This is a genomic window from Streptomyces sp. NPDC001700, from assembly GCF_053596435.1.
The window spans coordinates 217,998-234,257 of sequence record NZ_JBSFGE010000004.1 but is presented as its reverse complement, the minus strand read 5'-3'; the positions used below and the strand labels follow the sequence as shown (position 1 = coordinate 234,257).

Below are 16,260 nucleotides of genomic sequence, written 5' to 3'. Positions count from 1 at the left end.
CACGACGAACAAGGAAAGGCGCGCCGGTGAGCCCCACGTCCGCAGCCCCCGGTCCGATACAGCCGATCGACCCGCTCGCCGCGCTGCGCACCGCCGCCGACCCCGAACACGACGTCTACCTCACCGGCACCGTCTTCCTGGACATCATCTTCACCGGCCTCGACCACGCCCCGGTGCGCGGCACCGAGACCTGGGCGCGCGGCATGGGCTCCAGCCCCGGCGGCATCGCGAACATGGCCACCGCGCTCGCCCGGCTCGGCCTGCACACCACCCTCGCCGCGGCCTTCGGCGCCGATGTCTACGGGGACTACTGCTGGGAGAGCCTGGAGCACGCCGAGGGCGTCGACCTCACCCACTCCCGGCGCGTCCCCGCCTGGCACTCACCGGTCACCGTGTCCATGGCGTACGAGGGCGAACGCACCATGGTGACCCACGAGCACCCCGCCCCGCCGCCCGCCACCAGGTCCGCGCCGCCCCGCTCCCGGGCCTGTGTGACCGCCTACGAACCGGGCCGCCACGAGGACTGGGTGCGCCAGGCACACGACCAGGGCGCCAAGATCTTCGCCGATGTCGGCTGGGACGAGTCCGGCCGCTGGGACCTCGCCACCCTGCCCGACCTGCCGTACACCCACGCCTTCCTGCCCAACGCCACCGAGGCCCAGCGCTACACCCGCACGGACACGCCCGAGCGGGCCGTGCGCGCCCTGGCCGAGCGGGTGCCGATCGCGGTGGTCACCCGGGGCGCGGAGGGCGCCATCGGCGTCGACTCGCTCACCGGGGAGAGCGCCGAGGTGCCGGGCCTGGCCGTGGAAGCGCTCGACCCGACCGGGGCGGGCGATGTGTTCGTCGCCGGTTTCATGACCGGAACGCTCGCGGGCTGGCCGCTCGCCGACCGGCTCGCCTTCGCGAACCTCACCGCCGCCCTCTCCGTCCAGCACTTCGGCGGCTCACTCGCCGCGCCCGGCTGGGCCGAGGTCGCCGCGTGGTGGGACCGTACGAACCGCTCGGCGGACCGCGAACTGGTGGCGCGTTACCGCTTCCTGGACGGCCTGATCCCGCCCGGGGTGCGCGACTGGCCACGGCTGCGGGCGCTGCCCACCATCGGCTTCCGGGCGGCCGACGCCCGCGGGGCCTGACGGCCGCACGCCGCCCGTACGACAGTCGCCCACACGTCGCCCGTACGACAAGGGAGAACCGCATGGGACGTCCCCGCCGGGCCTTACCGGCCGCCCTCGCCCTCGGCGCCACCCTGCTCGCCGCGGGCTGTGTGCCCGGCACCGACGGCTCGGGGGCCGCCGGACCCGGGACCGGCGGCGCCACCGCCGTACCCGATCCGGCCAGGGCCGGGAAGACCACGCTGACCGTGTGGGACCAGGAGATCCGCGGCGGTACGAACGGCGAAATCACCCAGCTGAACCGGGAGTTCGAGGAGAAGTACCCCAACGTAACGATCAAGCGGGTGGCGCGGAGCTTCACCGATCTGAAGACCACCCTCAAGCTCGCCGTCTCCGGCAACAACCCGCCCGACGTCATCCAGGCCAACCAGGGCTACCCGGACATGGTCTCCTTCGTCCGCGCCGGGCTGCTCACCCCGCTGGACAACTACGCCGGGATCTACGACTGGAACACCCGCTACCCGAACACTCTCCTGAACCTCAACCGGGTCTCCGCCGACGGCACCGACTTCGGCCGCGGACGGCTCTACGGCATCTCCCAGACCGGTGAGTTCGTCGGCCTCTACTACAACAAGGACGTGCTGCGGAAGGCGGGCCTGAAACCGCCCGGGACCTGGGGCGAGTTCACCGCCGGGCTCGCCCGCCTCAAGGAGCGGGGCGAACTGCCCGTCCAGTTCGGCAACCTCGACAAGTACCCCGCGATCCACACCTTCGGGGTGCTCCAGGACCAGTACGCCGCCACCGAGGCCCGCGACACCGTCCTCGGCCGAGGGCCCGGCTTCGACACCTCGGCCACCAGGAAGGCCGCCGCGACCCTGCGCGACTGGATGAAGCGCGGCTATCTGCCGAAAGGCGCGGGCGGCCTCGGATACGACGACGCGGCCAAGAAGTTCGCCTCCGGCGACGGCGCGTATCTGATGACCGGAAACTGGCTGCTGGCCGACCTCAAGAAGGCCATGGGCGACAAGCTCGGCCTCATGCCGCCACCGCCCGCGAAACCCGGCGGCGCCCCCGTCACCACCGGCGGCCAGGGCCTCGCCTGGTCCATCACCGCCCGCTCCCGCCACCCCGAAGTGGCCGCCGCCTACCTCGACTTCCTCACCAGCGCGCACGCCTCCGACGTCATGACCCGCCACGGAGTGCTGCCCGCCGTCCCCGGCCCGGCCGCGGCCAAGGTCGGCCCGGACACCGTGGACGGCCAGATGATCGACGGCTGGCAGCGGCTCAGCGCCGCCGACGGCCTCGTTCCGTACCTCGACTACGCCACCCCCACCTTCTACGACACCCTCTCGGCCGCCCTCCAGGGCGTCGTCAGCGGCAAGACCTCACCGGACCAGCTGGCCGACACCCTGCAACGGGACTACGGCGCCTTCATGGACAAGCAGCGCCAACGCCACCCCGACGCACGGCCCGCACCGGCGGAGTCGCGATGAAACCCACCGCCCTGACCAGGGCATACCGCCGCCGGGCGCCCGGTGAGCCACGTGCTGTCGGTTATCTCTACATCCTGCCCGCGCTGCTCGTGTACGGGGTGTTCCTGCTCTACCCCTTCGGGCAGTCGGTGTGGCTGTCGTCTCTCCACTGGGACGGGCTGACCGCCGCCACCCCGGCCGGATTCGACAACTACCGCGACCTGTTCGGCGATCCCGCGCTGCGCGCCCCGTTCGCCCACGCCCTGCTGCTGCTCGTGTTCTACTCGGCCCTGCCGGTGGCCATCGGGCTGCTGCTGGCGGCCGCGATGTCCCGGATCCGGATCCACGGCATGACCTTCTTCCGCACCGTCCTGTTCCTGCCGCAGGTGCTGGCGCTCATCGTGGTCGCCGTGGCCTGGCGGTCCATCCTCGCCCCCGACGGACTCCTCAACGACACCCTGCGCGCGGTCGGCCTCGGCTCCCTCGCCCGCCCCTGGCTCGGCGACTACACCTGGGCGCTGCCCGCCGTCGGAATCGTCGGCACCTGGGTGGGCACCGGGCTGTGCGTGGTCCTCTTCCTCGCCGGGGTCCAGCGCGTCCCGCGCGAGCTGTACGAGGCGGCGCGGATGGACGGCGCCGGTCCGGTCCGGGAGTTCTTCGCCGTCACCCTCCCGGGGCTTCGGCCGCACATCGCGGTGGCGCTGACCCTGACCATCGTCGCGGGCCTGCGCAACTTCGACCTCATCTATGTCACCACCAGCGGCGGCCCCGGGAACGCCACCTCCGTACCCGCCTACGAGGTCTACCACCGGGCCTTCGAGACCAACCAGGTCGGCTCGGCCGCCGCCGTCGGGGTGGCCCTCACGGTCCTGACCTTCGCCCTGACCGTCACGGTCTCCCGGCTCGTGGAAGGGCGGCGGGCATGACCACACGCCGGGAACGCGCCGTCACCTACGCCCTCCTCACCCTCTTCGCCGTCCTCTCGCTCACCCCGGTCCTCGGCATCCTCTCCACCGCCTTCGGCTCGCAGGGCTCCCTGGACACCGGGTTCTCGCTGCCCCGGGACGGACTGCACTGGGGCAACTTCGCCGACGCCTGGAACCGTGGCCACTTCGGCACCTACCTCGGCAACTCGGTGCTGGTCACCACGGCCGTGGTCGCGGCCACCACCGTGCTGGCCGTGCTCGCCGCGTACGCGTTCGGCGTGATGCGCTTCCCCGGCGCCACCCCGCTGTTCTACCTCTTCGTGATCGGGCTGACCCTGCCCCAGGAGGCCCTGGTCGTCCCGCTCTACTTCGATCTGCGGTACGCCGGACTCACCGACACCTACTGGGCGTTGATCCTTCCGCAGACCGCCCAGTCGCTGGCGTTCGGCGTGTTCTGGATGCGGACGTACTTCCGGGGCAGCGCGCGGGCGGTCATCGAGGCGGCCCGGATCGACGGGGCGAACAGCTGGACCACGCTGTGGCGGGTGCTCGTCCCGATGGGCCGTCCCGCGATCTCCACCATGGTCGTCATCACCTTCATGTGGACCTGGAACGAGTTCCTGATGGCGCTGGTGATGATCAGCGACGAGGCCCATCGCACCGTCCCCCTCGGCCTCGCCTTCTTCCAGGGGCAGCACAGCTCGGACGCGTCGCTGCTCGCGGCGGCGTCGGTGCTGATCGCGCTGCCGGTGGTGGTCGTCTACGTGGCGCTCCAGCGCCGGTTCATCGAGGGCATGCTGGGCGGCGCCGTAAAGGAGTAGCCGCCGCCTTCACAGCGCGGGCGTACGGCTGACCGCGCGGCCCAGCCCGGCGACGGCACGGGCGAAGACGGCGGCGTCGTGGACCGCCGCCCCGCCCGTGTCGTTGTTGAAGTACGCGTAGACGTCGGCCTCGCCGGGCCAGGTGTCATGGACCCGGCGCGCCCAGGTGGCGAGCGCCTGGCGGCCGTAGCGCGGTGCGGGCTCGGCCCGGCCGCCGTGGAAGCGTACGTACCCCCACCCGGCGGTCCGCCACAGCGGGGCGGCCGGGCGCGAGCCCACGTCCGCCCAGCACAGCGCGGCGCCGTGGTCCTCCAGCAGGGTCCGGATCTCCCCGGTCCACCAGGAGTCATGGCGCGGTTCGACCGCCACCCGGATACCGGCCGGGAAGCAGGCCAGAGCGGTGTCCAGCAGTCCGGGGTCGGCCCGCAGGGTCGGCGGGAGCTGGAGCAGGACCGGGCCCAGCCGGTCGCCGAGCCCCGCCGCGTGGGACATCAGCCGCGCCACCGGCTCCTTCGGGTCGCGCAGCCGCTTGATGTGCGTGAGATAGCGGCTGGCCTTGAGCGCCATCACGAACCCGCCGGGCGTACGGTCCCGCCAGACCGCGAACTGATCGTGCTCGGGGAGCCGGTAGAACGCGTTATTGCTCTCGACCGTGGTGAAGCCCTTGGCGTACTCCTCCAGCCACAGCCGCTGCGGGCAGTCGGCGGGGTAGAGGACCCCGCGCCAGTCCTTGTACTGCCACCCCGATGTGCCGACCAGGACGCCCATGTTTCCAGGGTGCCGGACGCGCCGCCGGTTTGCGGTCCGGGGCATTGTCGGCTTGATTCGAAGGAGAGGAATCCGAACCGGGGGTGAGCGATGATCTTCACTGACCGGGTGGACGCCGGACGGCGCCTCGCCGAGCGGCTGCGGCCCCTGGCCGAGGAGAAACCCGTGGTGCTGGGGCTGCCGAGGGGAGGGGTGCCGGTGGCCTTCGAGGTGGCCCGGGCGCTGCGCGCACCGCTGGACGTGATCATCGTCCGTAAGCTCGGCGTCCCCTTCCACCGCGAGCTGGGCTTCGGCGCCATCGGCGAGGGCGGGGTGCGGGTCGTCCACGAGGCGATCATCCGGATGAGCCGGGCGGACGAGGAAGAGATCGCCGAGGTCGAGCGGACCGAGCAGGCCGAGCTGAGCCGCCAGGCGCGCCGGTTCCGCGGCGACCGGCCGCGGATCCCGGTGGAGGGCCGTACGGCGATCATCGTGGACGACGGGATCGCGACCGGCGCCACCGCCCGCGCCGCCTGCCGCGTCGCGCGGGCCCAGGGGGCGGCCCGGGCCGTCCTGGCCGTGCCCGTGGCGCCGCCGGACGCGGTCGCGTCGCTGCGCGAGGACGCGGACGAGGTGGTGTGCCTGTCCACGCCGCCGGACTTCTCCGCGGTCGGCGAGTGGTACGAGGACTTCTCCCAGACCGACGACGCCGAGGTGATGGAACTGCTGACCAGGTCGACCGGACAGCACGGGGAGGCGCATCCTGGAAGGTAACGCAGGAGGTGATCGTGATGGAGACGATCGTGGGATGCGACATCCAGATGGAATTCCGTGAGATCGGTCCGCTGACCGAGGCGGTCGTCCGGCTGCGGATGCACGACGGCACCGAGATGCTCGCCCAGGGCCGCGCGAACCGCAACCCCGACGACCCGGCACAGCCTCGGGTCGGCGAGGAGATCGCGGCGGCGAGGGCGCTGAGCAACCTGGCCCACCGGCTGATCGGCAAGGCGGGCGGCGACATCGAGGAAGTCACCCACAGCAAGGCACACCTGGTGATGTAACCGGCCCGGTGCCGTTGAACCGGCGGCTCCCCGGTGGCTTCCACGTCACCGGGGTGCGGCGGAGACATAAGGGCGTCCAAGCGGGGAAAGGGGAGCCGAAAGAGAGCGGACACGACCCCGGGAGGTCGCTCATGGCGCACCGGAACGACACGACGACGCCGAGGCCCCGGCGGTCCCGGCGATGGCGGTTATGCGCGCTGCTCATCGGAGCGCTGTCCGTGGTGACGGCCTGCGGCGCCGACACCGGGGGTGAGGTGTCCGCGCGCCCCGGCTCCTCCGGCGCACCGGACGGCACACGGTCCGCGGCGCACACCGGGCGCACGGCGCCACCCGTATCGCACCCCGCAACGTCGCGCATCGTCACGCACTCCGCGTCCACATCCGCGTCCGTCTCCTCCTCCGCCACGACCGCGAACAGCGGCGCCGCGTCGCGGCCCGGCGCCCGGCGCGTCTGCTCCACGGAACAGCTGCGCCTGACCCTCGGGCGCAAGGACGTGGGCGCGGGCAACGTCTATATGCCGCTGGTGCTCACCAACAAGTCCACCGGCACCTGCACCCTCACCGGCTTCCCCGGGGTCTCGCTGCTGGACTCCTCCGGTTCCGCGATCGGCGACCCCGCCACCCGGCGCGGCGCGTCGCGCTCCACGGTCTCCCTGGCGCCGGGCGCCAGCGCCTCCGCGATGCTGCACACCCTCAACGTGGGCACCTCCGACACCCCGTGCCGCCGTGCCCCCGCCCGCATCCGGGCCTACCCGCCGGACTCCTTCACCTCCATGACCGTTCCGGCGCGCTCCTTCCGCGTCTGCGGTGGCGTATTCGAGGTCGAAGCGGTCCATTCCGGAAAGGGCGCCTGAGGCTTCAGCTGGCCGTGTTCACCCTTTCGCAATCAATAGGGGTAGGTCACCATAGGGATGCCTCACGTGAGTCGGTGTGAACGTCCGGAGGAGGGCGGTGTCATGGAGCGAGTCGCGACCGAGGTCGAGACGGAGCTGCTGGACCTTTCGGGAGCGACACTGGAAGACCTCGACCGGGACGAGGGGGCGGTCGAGGTGGCGCTGCGGCTGATCCGCGCCGTCCGGAACCCGGCGACGTCCGCCAGCTCCTCCGACGCGCAGCAGGGTTGCATTAGTTGACGGACTCCCGCCATCACTTATCGGCGCTGTGCTTCACCGAGCTGGCCGTGGGTTCGGGAAGCGCGTCATCCGTCGCCGAGCTGAGATCGGGTCAGCGCAGCCGCGCGATGCTGCTGTTGCGGGCGCTGGTCGAGGTGGCCGCCGCACACCCCGCCCTGCCCGGCCCGCTGCCGCCCGCCGGGGAGGCCTGGCGGCTGCTGATCCGGGCCGAGCGCCGTTCCCCGGCCGCCGTGGAGAGGCTGTTGCTGCATCCGCAGACGGGGGTGTGGCTCAGCCGGTGTCTGCGGCAGCTGCGCGGCCAGGAACCGGCGGACGCGCCGCTGTGGAGCGAGACCGGCTATCTGTACGCGATGGTGGCCTCGGCGGCCCTCCTCGCGGGCGTCGACTTCCGTATCGCGGTCGTGGTGCGCGACGGCGGGGTGATGCTGCCCGCGCTGGGCTTCGCCCTCGTACCGGACCGCGCGCCGGGCCTCGCCGAGGTGGTGGGTACGGCGGAGGGGACGGCGGCCGTGGTGGCCGGGCCGCACACGGTGCCGCTGCCCGCCTCCGGTTTCGCCGAGGACGCCCCCGGGTGGCGCGGCCTGAGACGGCTGCGCGGTGACCACCGGGGGCACAGCTGCTCGCCGTTCCTCGACGATCTCGACCCCTACCGCGACTTCTTCTGCCGCAGACCACCGGACCGGCTCACCGACGACGCGTGGAAGCACTGGCAGGAACGTTTCGCGGGCGCCTGGCGGCTGGTCGCCGAGCAGCGCAACGTGGACCCGTCGGGGCTCGCCGCCTGCATCGCCTCCGTGGTCCCCGTACCGTACGCGGCCCACCCCGAGCCGTTCAGCGCCTCGTCCCCGGAGGCATACGGCTGCGTCCTGATGGACGGGCCCGTGGACGAGCCGGACCTGGCCGCCGCGCTGGTGCACGAGGCCCAGCACATCAAGCTCAGCGCCCTGATGGATCTGGTGCCCCTGATCGAAGGGGGACGGGAGGAGGTCCACCACGCGCCGTGGCGGCTGGATCCGAGGCCGCTGCGGGGGCTGCTGCAGGGGGTGTACGCGTTCCTGGGCGTGACCGGCTTCTGGCAGGACCGCCTGCACCGTACGGATCACGGGCCCGACGGGGACACCGCCGCGTTCGAATTCGCCCTCCGGCGGGAGCAGACCGCCCACGGGCTGGAGACGCTGCGCACCCACGCCGAACTGACGCCCCTGGGAAGGAGCTTCCTCGATCAGGTGGCGGAGCGGCTGGCCGACTGGCTCGCGGAGCCCGTCCCGTCCGTCCCCCGGCGGCTGGCGGCGGATCTGGTCGTCGACCACCGGCTCGTGTACCGCATGCGCCATCTGCGGCCCGAACCCGCGCCGCTCGCCCGGTGGGTGCGGGCCTGGCGGACGCGCGGTACGCCGCCCCGGGAGGTGCCGCCCGCCTCGGTCGAGCCCGCCCCGGCGGAGACGGTGCCACGGACGGCGCTCGCCAGGCTCCGGTTCACCGCACCGGAACGGCTCCGGGCCGAACCGGAACGGCTCCGGGCAGGGCAGGGCGGCGACGGCTCCCCGGACGGCGCCGATCTCGCCTGGGCCAGGGGCGACCGGGCGGCCGCGCTGCACGGCTACCGTGGCCGACTGGCCCGGGACCCGGACGATGTCGCGGCCTGGGCGGGCCTCGCCCTCACCCTGCCGGACGGAGCGGCCGGGACAGCGCTGCTCCGCGCGCCCGAGACCGTCCTCGCCGTCCACCGGGCGCTGCGGGACGACGGTGGCGAGGTGCCCGATCCGGTCGCGCTGGCGACCTGGATCGGGGACTCCCTCTGACGACGAAGCGGCGTCAGAAGGCGATCGCCTCCACGTCGCAGTCGGCGCGGATGCCCCGGGCCGCCGCGACCGTGGCCGGGTGGTTGGGGGTCAGGACGGCGCGCATCCGGGCGAGCGTGTCGTTGTGCAGCTCCTCGGCGGACCGGCCCTCACCGAGCGCGCGCAGATCCCCGGACAGATTGACCGCGCAGGCCAGCGTGGTGGGGTGGTCCTCGCCCAGCCGTGACCGGCAGGCCGCGAGCGTCTCGGTGTCCAGGTCCCGCGCCTCCTGGTAGTCCGCCAGCGTGTAGTGGTCGCTGGCGAGATTGATCGCGCAGGCCAGGACGATCGGATGGTCCGCTCCCAGCTGCTCGACCTGGGCGGGCAGCGTCTCCTTGTTGAGCGCGAGCGCCGCCTCGGTGTCTCCCAGCAGCCGCAGCGTGACGGCCAGGTCGATGGCCGCGCTCAGCGTCACCGGGTGCCGTGGCCCGAGCACGGACCGCATGTCGTCCAGGCAGGTGCGGCCCAGCTCGCGGGCGCCGTCGAGGTCGGCGGTCTGGCGCAGGTCCATGGTCAGGTTCAGCGAGGTCGCCGTGATGTGGAGGTTGGGCTCGCTGTAGCGCAGCCGGTACCGCTCCAGCACCTCCCGGGTGATCTCCAGGGCCCCCTCGTGATCGCCCGCCTTGCGGCGCGCCACGGCGAGGTTGCGCAGGGCGAAGACGCCGATCGGCGCGTTCTGCGGAAGCTGGCGGCGGACCCGGGCGCAGGTCTGCTCCATCATGGTGCGGGCGGTCACGTAGTCGCCGCTCTCCCGGACGTCGATCGAGAGATTGGCCTCCAGCAGGATCGTCAGCAGCGAGTCCTCGCCCAGGACGACCTTCGCGACGGTGTGGGCCTTCTGGTCCACCTCGCGGGCGCGCACGTAGTCACCGGCCGAGCGCAGCGCCAGGGCGTAGTCGTTCGCGGCGGCGATGGTGTACGGGTCCTCGTCGCCGAACAGCCGGATGGTCCGCCGCCAGCGGTCCTCCTCCAGTTCCACGGAGCGCGCGTAGTCACCCTGGTAGCGGGCGTCTTTGGCGACCGCCCCGATGGTGACCAGCGTGTTCTCGTGGTCGTCGCCGTGGCTGGCGCGGGTCAGCTCGAGCGTCCGGCTGTTCAGCTCGCTGGCCTGCTTGAACTGGCCGAGCAGGGTGAGCACATGGCCGAGCGTGCGGGAGATGGCGAGCGTCTCCGGGTTGTCCTCGCCGAGCGAGACCAGCCACTTGTCCCGCACCCGGCTGCCGAGTTCGAGCGCGCCCCCGTGGTCGCCCCAGACATGGAGGAACCGGACCAGGTTGCGCACCATCTGCCGCACCCATTTGTCGTCGCAGTCCATCGCGCGGGACGCCCGGACATGGGACAGCAGGTCCGCGTAGCGGCTCCAGTTGGCGGGCGAGACGTCGTTGGGGTCACCGTAGGCCAGCAGCACATGGGCGCTGTGCCGCATGTCGGCCTGCTGCTGCGGGGACATCTGGCCGATCAGCACCGCCTGCACCAGCCGGTGCAGTTCGATGGTGTTGCTGCGGTGATTGATCTTGATCAGAGCGTAGCGGTTGATCTCCCGGATCGCATGACCGAGTTTGATCGGATCCTGAAGCACTTCCGACAGCTCGGGGGAGAGGGAGACACCCCGGATGCCCGAGAAGAGTCGCCGGGAAATGGGCTCGGGGGCGAAGAAGGAGCACATCTGCAGCAGCTGCAGCGCGCCCGGATGGTGCTCGGCGAGGCGGCGCAGCGACATGTTCCAGGCGGCGGCGACCGGTTCGGGATAGTCGACCGGAACCCCGGCCGCCAGCAGCTCGTTGCGGCGGGTGCTGACGTCGGCCCGCTCGTCCTCGAAGACCTGGAGGTACTCGTCGACCGGCATCCCCGTCTCGGTCAGCCACGCCGCCGCCTGCTCGATCGCCAGCGGCAGGTCGCCCAGGGTCTCGGCGACCCGGTCGGCCTGCTCGTGCGGCAGCTCCGGCCCTCGCCGCAGCAGGAGTTGGATGCTCTCCTCGCGCTCGAAGACATCCACCTCGACGGTCCGGGCGGCCCGCGACCACTGGGCGTTCCGCGACGTCACCAGGATCCGGCCGGGTCCGCCCGCGGGGAAGAACGGCCGGACCGTCTCCAGCTCCTCCGCGTTGTCGAAGACCAGCAGCCAGTTGCGGCAGGGGCGCCCGGTGCGCAGCGCGTCGAGCACGGTGGGCACCGCCGTGTTCGCCTCCATGCCCGCCTGCAGCCCGAGCCGGTCCGCGAGCTGCACCAGCGCCTGGCGGATCTGCTCCGGGCGCTCCGCCGGGATCCACCACACCGCGTCGTAGTCCGCGGAGTGCGCGTGCACGTATTCCAGGGCGATCTGGGACTTTCCGACTCCGCCGAGACCGTGCAGTGCTTCGGGGAGCACGGCGGCCGTACCCTCGCTGCGCAGCCGCTCGTGAAGGGTGTCGAGCAGCGTTCGCCGTCCGGTGAAGTTGTTGTTCCGGGGCGGCACATTGCCCCAGATGGACGGGGGTTCCCCGGCGCGGCGCTCCTCCACGGCGGGCAGGGACCGGGCAGCGGTCACGGACACGAAGGTTCCTCTCGAATGCTCGCCCGCCGTACCCGGCGTGCCGTGCGCCGGCGGGGATGGTGAATCGTCGGCTTGGGACGACGGACGGGATCGGGGAGTCATGGAGTCAGTCACGGCAACCTCAGGGACCACATTTCCCCAATGGGGTACGTCTTCAAAGGGATCCGGACGGCTTTCGCCCGTGCGGGGGAGCGCTTGGCGCGCGAGGACAAGGGCGCGAAAGGAGCGCGCGCCTTCGAGGTAGGGCCCGGAGAGCGCCTGGTAGACCTGTTCCTGAAGGCGGATGTACGGCATCAGGCGGTCGGTGTCGGGCAGGTCCCGCACCGGCCCCGAGGGATGGTTGAGCAGATCGCGCAGCAGATGCAGCGGCTTCCAGCGGCGGCCGAGCCGGTCCAGGACGCTGCGCAGGGTGTACAGCGACTCGTCCCGTAACCCGGCGGACAGCAGCAGTTCCCGCACCCCGTCGTGGAACTCGTAGCCGATCCCGGTCTCGTCCAGCGGATCGGCGGTGCTGACCTTGCGTAACAGCCCGCCCAGCAGGATTTCGGCCAGATCGCCGGGGCTGCCCTCCGGCTGGTGGATCCCCTGGACGAACTCCATCACGGGAATGTTCAGCGGCGCCGCCGCCAGCCGCGCCGCGAGCCGGAAGGCGCTCGGCGAGGCGGTGGAGCGGAACCGGAACACCCGGTCCCAGGCGCTGGGTTCCGGCCGTGGATCCCAGGGCTCGGCCTCCGCCCCGGGCAGCAGGGCGAGGGTGTCATGGCCCCGGTCGGACGGACGGCCCACCAGCCGCGCCCAGTTGCCCAGCCAGCGCGCGTCCAGCTCCAGCACCGGAACCGGCGGTTCGCCGCCCGGCCAGGTGCCGCCGTCGCCCCGCCGCCAGGCGCCGTTGGGCGCGCCGGGCTCGGGGACCCGTACCCGGACCCGCTCCGGTGCGATCCCGGTGTGGTGCCAGCGGCCCTGGCGCAGCACATGGAGCACGGCGACCGACGCGCGCCGGGCCCAGCGTCCGAGCGCGCGCTGCGCGCTCTCGTCGCCCCAGGCCGCGCCGATCCCGTCGGTGAGCACCAGCACCGTCCGCTTCCCGCGCGGTGCCATGCCGTCCACCGGGGAGTCGTGGCCTTCGGGTATCGGGAGATCGGTGTTCATCCGGTGCACCCGGACGTCCCGGAAGGCACCCGTCCGCTCCAACACGGTGACCAGCCGCGCCGCCGTACGCCGCCACACCACCATCGAACTGCCGCAGTCCAGCACCAGGACCGCGTCCATCCAGCGCTCCCGGACGGGCGCGAACTCCGGCAGCCACAGCCCCTCGCGGGCGGCCCGCTCGGCCGTGGCCTCCTCGTCCAGCTCCAGCGCGACCGGCGAGGGCGAGGTGCGCTTGAGGGGGCGCAGCGCCCGGGAGAGCGCGCGCTCGGCGACCAGCGGTCCGGCGGCGGTCGGCCGGGGCGCGGGCACCATGACGTCGGTGACCAGCGCCGGTTCCGTCCCGGCCGGTTCGTCCGGTGCGCCCGGGGCGTCGACGAGTTCCACGGGCCACGGTGCCGAGATGGCCGGTTCGGGCACGGGCTCGGGCTCGGGCCGGGGCCCGCCGTCGTCCTCCGGCGGCGGTTCGGGGGACCGGTCGCCCGTGGGCGGCGGGGACTCCGGGGGCGCGGGGAGCGGGCCGGGCGCCGCCCGGCCGGGTCCGCGCTCCGTTTCGGCCGTGCAGAAGGTCAGCCAGAAGGCATCGGCGATCTGCTGCCAGTCGAGGTCCCGTGGGCCGTGCTCGCAGGACCCGCCGCCTGGGTCGTGTGTCATGTCGAGCCTGCGGCGTCCAGCCGGTGCCAGACAGCGCGCAGCAGCTCCTCCCACTCGGGCCCCGGAGCCTCCGAACGGGCCGTCACCAGATACACCGCGTTGAGCAACTGATCGGCGGCGAGCCCGCCTTCGTGACGGCTGCGCTCCAGGAACACATCGATGAGTTCCCGGGCGCGCGGGTCGTCCGCTCTGCCCAGATGCGCGGCCACGATCGCGGCGAGCCGGTCGGCGTCCGGGTCGGGCAGCCGCAGCTGGAGACAGCGGCGCAGGAACGCGGGCGGGAACTCCCGCTCCCCGTTGCTGGTGATGACGACCACGGGGAAGGCGCGGCAGCGCACCCGGCCCGAGGCGATGACGGTGCCCCGGTCGGGGTCGTCGGTGAGGACCGATACGGCCGGGCGCCGCCTGCGCAGGCGCACCAGCTCGGGGATGGAATACTCCCCGGCCTCGAAGATGTCGAGGAGGTCATTGGGCAGATCGATGTCGCTCTTGTCGAACTCGTCGATGAGCAGGACGCGGGGGAGGCGGTGCGGCAGCATCGCCGTGCCCAGCGGGCCGAGTTGGAGGAAGTCGCCGATGTCCTCCGGTCCGGGTTCGTGTCCGTCCTCCTCAGCCGCCGCCTGTCCGGCCGCCGCGGCGTGCACGCGGCCGACCGCATCGTAGCCGTACAGACCCGACCGCAGGGTGGAACGCGTGGTGATGGGCCAGCGCAGCACCCGGCCCAGGCCCAGCTCCCGGCTGATGCGGTACGCCAGCGTCGACTTGCCCGTGCCCGGGCGGCCGGTCACCAGCAGCGGGCGCCGCAGGATGAGCGCGGCGTTCACCACGTCCGCCTCCTCCGCCTCGGACCGCAGGCCGAGCGGGGTCGCGCCGAGGCGGCGGACGGCGTCCTGGGCGTCCTCCGGCGGCGCCGGGGGCTCGGTCGGCGGCTCGTCCGGGTCGGATAACGCGCCGTCGGGACCGTCCGCGCCGTAGCCGTCCGGCGGGGAGGCCGAGACCCCGCCGAAGGTGCGCCAGGGCGGCGGGGGCGGAAGGATGTCCTCCAGGCTGACGTCGTGCAGCGGGCGCCCGGTGCCCTGGTAGATCCACCAGGGGCGCGGTATGCCGGACGGCAGGGGACTGGAGGAGGAACCGGGTTCGCCGCCCGGGATCCGTCCGTTGTGCCGCCGTGCAGGCTCCGCCTCGCTCATCGACTGCCCACCCCCTCGTCCGGCCCCGTCATGCGTCCTTGCGTCTCCACGGGGCGGGTCGGGTCGTCCCAGACGAGCACCACATGCTGCCCCGGGTGATGCTCCCGCTCCGCGGAGTCGATCGTATGGGCGTCCAGACGTAACTTTGTCACGGCTTCGCGGAGCCGTGCCAGGTCCCCGCTCGCCTCGTCCGGTTTTTGTCTCAAGTGCTGGACGAACGCCGGATCCCGGGTGGCGCGGCGGTCCCACGCCACCAGCGGAATTCCGGCCCGCCAGGCCGCCAGCGCCTCGTGCGAACCCTCACCGGCGCCGCCCGGCGGCGAGCCCAGGATCAGCGCGACGACGTGCGGATCCGCCTGGAGCCGGGCCAGCAGCGCGGCCGGATCCCCGGAGCGCGGACTGTCCGGATCCTGGCCCTCGACGACGAGCTGCCGGGCCATTTCCGGCCGTCCGGTGAAGAGTTGCCAGCGCTGGTTCCACGGGCGGTGCCAGCGTCTGGTCTGGCTCCGCTCCAGGCTGCGCACCACCACCGGATAGTCCATGCACAGTGGAGTGGCCAGCGCGCTGTCCAGTTCCTTGCGCCACAGATGGACCGGCAGATTCAGGTCATCCGGGCCCAGCAGGAATTCCAGATGGATGCACCGGGCGTCCTTCCACTCCTCCTCCGCCGCGTACACCAGCTCCTGGACGGCCCGTTCGGCGGTGGCGGCGGTGACCTGGGTGACCGGGCCACGGGCCGGATACCAGCCGCTCGGGTCGTAACTGTGCCAGGACGACAGCTCGTAACGGCCCGGCTCCTCCTGCGGCAGCAGCCGGATCACCAGGTACGCGTCGTCCGGGTCGGCCGGGGCGGCGTGCCCCACCTGCTGGCGCAGCGATCTCAGCTGCGAGGTCAGGTCCAGCTCCCGCGCCTGCTCATCGGCCCACGCTCGCAGCGCGTCGGCCTTCCGCAGCGGCTGGGCGGACGCCGCCAGATACTCGACCAGGGCGAGCCCCGGCGGCAGCCCGTCCGGCCGCGCGTTCATCCGGCTCAGCTCCTCGAAGGCGTGCCAGGGGCCGGTGACCGCCGGGACGTCCTGCAGCGGACCCGCCGCGGCCCGGCACAGCTGGCCCAGCTGCCCGAACTCCAGATCCTCCAGCAGCGACCGCAGCCCGCCCGCGGCCGGTGTGGGCAGCAGCGGTTGGGCCGTCATCTGCTCGACGACCGAATCCAGGTGCTCCATGGCTTCCGTGCCCGGCGCCATGACCGCGAGCGAGGCGCGCAGCGCGCGCATCATCCGTACGTTCTCCAGGCACTCCCGGGCCAGCTCCACCAGGAAGTAGTCGGTGACGCGGTGGCCGCGCACCGGGACGGACGCCAACTCCATCTCCATGGCGACCAGATCCAGACATAGCGCCCGGGAATCCGGATCCGTCAGACAGCGGAACTCCTTCAAAGCCGACACCAAATGATGGACCGATCTGAGGCCGCCTTCCCGCATGGCCGCCATGCCGTGCCTCCCCCGTACCGCATCACCGGTCCCCGCCGCCGATGATCCCGCCGGAGACCCTGTCACAGGCGTGCGCCGCCCGCGCGGACTCCGGACAACTTGTATGCCCCGCACGCCCCCGGCGACACCCT

12 protein-coding genes and 1 pseudogene are annotated in these 16,260 nt (G+C 72.6%); 9 read left to right on the top strand and 4 right to left on the bottom strand.

The window, feature by feature from the left end:
- The first annotated feature begins 26 nt into the window (after positions 1 to 26).
- The 4 genes from ACWC5C_RS09485 (at position 27) to ACWC5C_RS09470 (ending at position 4,334) form a co-directional block, all read left to right on the top strand.
- Positions 27 to 1,136, top strand: a complete 1,110-nt coding sequence (locus ACWC5C_RS09485) for a carbohydrate kinase family protein (protein ID WP_450874875.1) — start codon at positions 27 to 29, stop codon at positions 1,134 to 1,136.
- Positions 1,137 to 1,198: 62 nt separating this feature from the next.
- The gene (locus ACWC5C_RS09480) at positions 1,199 to 2,608 is read left to right on the top strand and encodes an extracellular solute-binding protein (RefSeq protein ID WP_450874874.1); all 1,410 of its coding nucleotides are present in this window, start codon (positions 1,199 to 1,201) and stop codon (positions 2,606 to 2,608) included.
- On the top strand, positions 2,605 to 3,513 hold the full coding sequence (locus tag ACWC5C_RS09475) for a carbohydrate ABC transporter permease (RefSeq protein ID WP_450874873.1): 909 nt from the start codon (positions 2,605 to 2,607) through the stop codon (positions 3,511 to 3,513). Before ACWC5C_RS09480 ends, ACWC5C_RS09475 begins: the two co-directional genes overlap by 4 nt.
- Positions 3,510 to 4,334 carry a carbohydrate ABC transporter permease gene (locus ACWC5C_RS09470; protein ID WP_450874872.1) on the top strand — a complete coding sequence of 275 codons (825 nt, stop codon included), beginning with the start codon at positions 3,510 to 3,512 and terminating at the stop codon, positions 4,332 to 4,334. The genes ACWC5C_RS09475 and ACWC5C_RS09470 overlap by 4 nt, the downstream gene beginning before the upstream one ends.
- Before the next feature lie 9 nt (positions 4,335 to 4,343).
- On the opposite strand, the gene ACWC5C_RS09465 is transcribed toward ACWC5C_RS09470, so the two are convergent.
- Positions 4,344 to 5,102, bottom strand: a complete 759-nt coding sequence (locus ACWC5C_RS09465) for a DUF72 domain-containing protein (protein WP_450874871.1) — start codon at positions 5,100 to 5,102, stop codon at positions 4,344 to 4,346.
- Positions 5,103 to 5,192: 90 nt separating this feature from the next.
- On the opposite strand from ACWC5C_RS09465, the pseudogene ACWC5C_RS09460 reads away from it, so the two are divergent.
- The 5 genes and pseudogenes from ACWC5C_RS09460 to ACWC5C_RS09440 form a co-directional block, all read left to right on the top strand.
- Positions 5,193 to 5,834 (top strand): annotated as a pseudogene (locus tag ACWC5C_RS09460) (phosphoribosyltransferase); the annotation flags it as partial.
- A gap of 38 nt (positions 5,835 to 5,872) precedes the next feature.
- Positions 5,873 to 6,142 (top strand): DUF1876 domain-containing protein, encoded by a 270-nt coding sequence (locus tag ACWC5C_RS09455; protein WP_039940568.1) that lies wholly within the window; start codon positions 5,873 to 5,875, stop codon positions 6,140 to 6,142.
- Between the two features lie 131 nt (positions 6,143 to 6,273).
- On the top strand, positions 6,274 to 6,996 hold the full coding sequence (locus ACWC5C_RS09450; protein WP_450874870.1) for a DUF4232 domain-containing protein: 723 nt from the start codon (positions 6,274 to 6,276) through the stop codon (positions 6,994 to 6,996).
- 102 nt (positions 6,997 to 7,098) lie between these two features.
- Positions 7,099 to 7,275, top strand: coding sequence for a hypothetical protein (locus ACWC5C_RS09445; protein WP_385439759.1), 177 nt, complete (start codon positions 7,099 to 7,101; stop codon positions 7,273 to 7,275).
- Complete coding sequence (locus ACWC5C_RS09440) at positions 7,272 to 9,077, top strand: HEXXH motif domain-containing protein (protein ID WP_450874869.1); 1,806 nt, start codon at positions 7,272 to 7,274, stop codon at positions 9,075 to 9,077. Before ACWC5C_RS09445 ends, ACWC5C_RS09440 begins: the two co-directional genes overlap by 4 nt.
- A 13-nt stretch (positions 9,078 to 9,090) precedes the next feature.
- On the opposite strand, the gene fxsT is transcribed toward ACWC5C_RS09440, so the two are convergent.
- The 3 genes from fxsT to ACWC5C_RS09425 are packed head-to-tail and all read right to left on the bottom strand — an operon-like array spanning position 9,091 to position 16,129.
- A complete protein-coding gene (fxsT, locus tag ACWC5C_RS09435) occupies positions 9,091 to 13,449 on the bottom strand; it encodes an FxSxx-COOH system tetratricopeptide repeat protein (protein WP_450874868.1) in 4,359 nt (1,452 codons plus the stop codon).
- A complete protein-coding gene (locus ACWC5C_RS09430; RefSeq protein WP_450874867.1) occupies positions 13,446 to 14,639 on the bottom strand; it encodes an AAA family ATPase in 1,194 nt (397 codons plus the stop codon). The genes fxsT and ACWC5C_RS09430 overlap by 4 nt, the downstream gene beginning before the upstream one ends.
- Positions 14,636 to 16,129: a VMAP-C domain-containing protein gene (locus tag ACWC5C_RS09425; RefSeq protein WP_450874866.1), complete on the bottom strand. Its 1,494-nt coding sequence runs from the start codon at positions 16,127 to 16,129 to the stop codon at positions 14,636 to 14,638. Before ACWC5C_RS09425 ends, ACWC5C_RS09430 begins: the two co-directional genes overlap by 4 nt.
- Positions 16,130 to 16,260 lie beyond the last annotated feature (131 nt).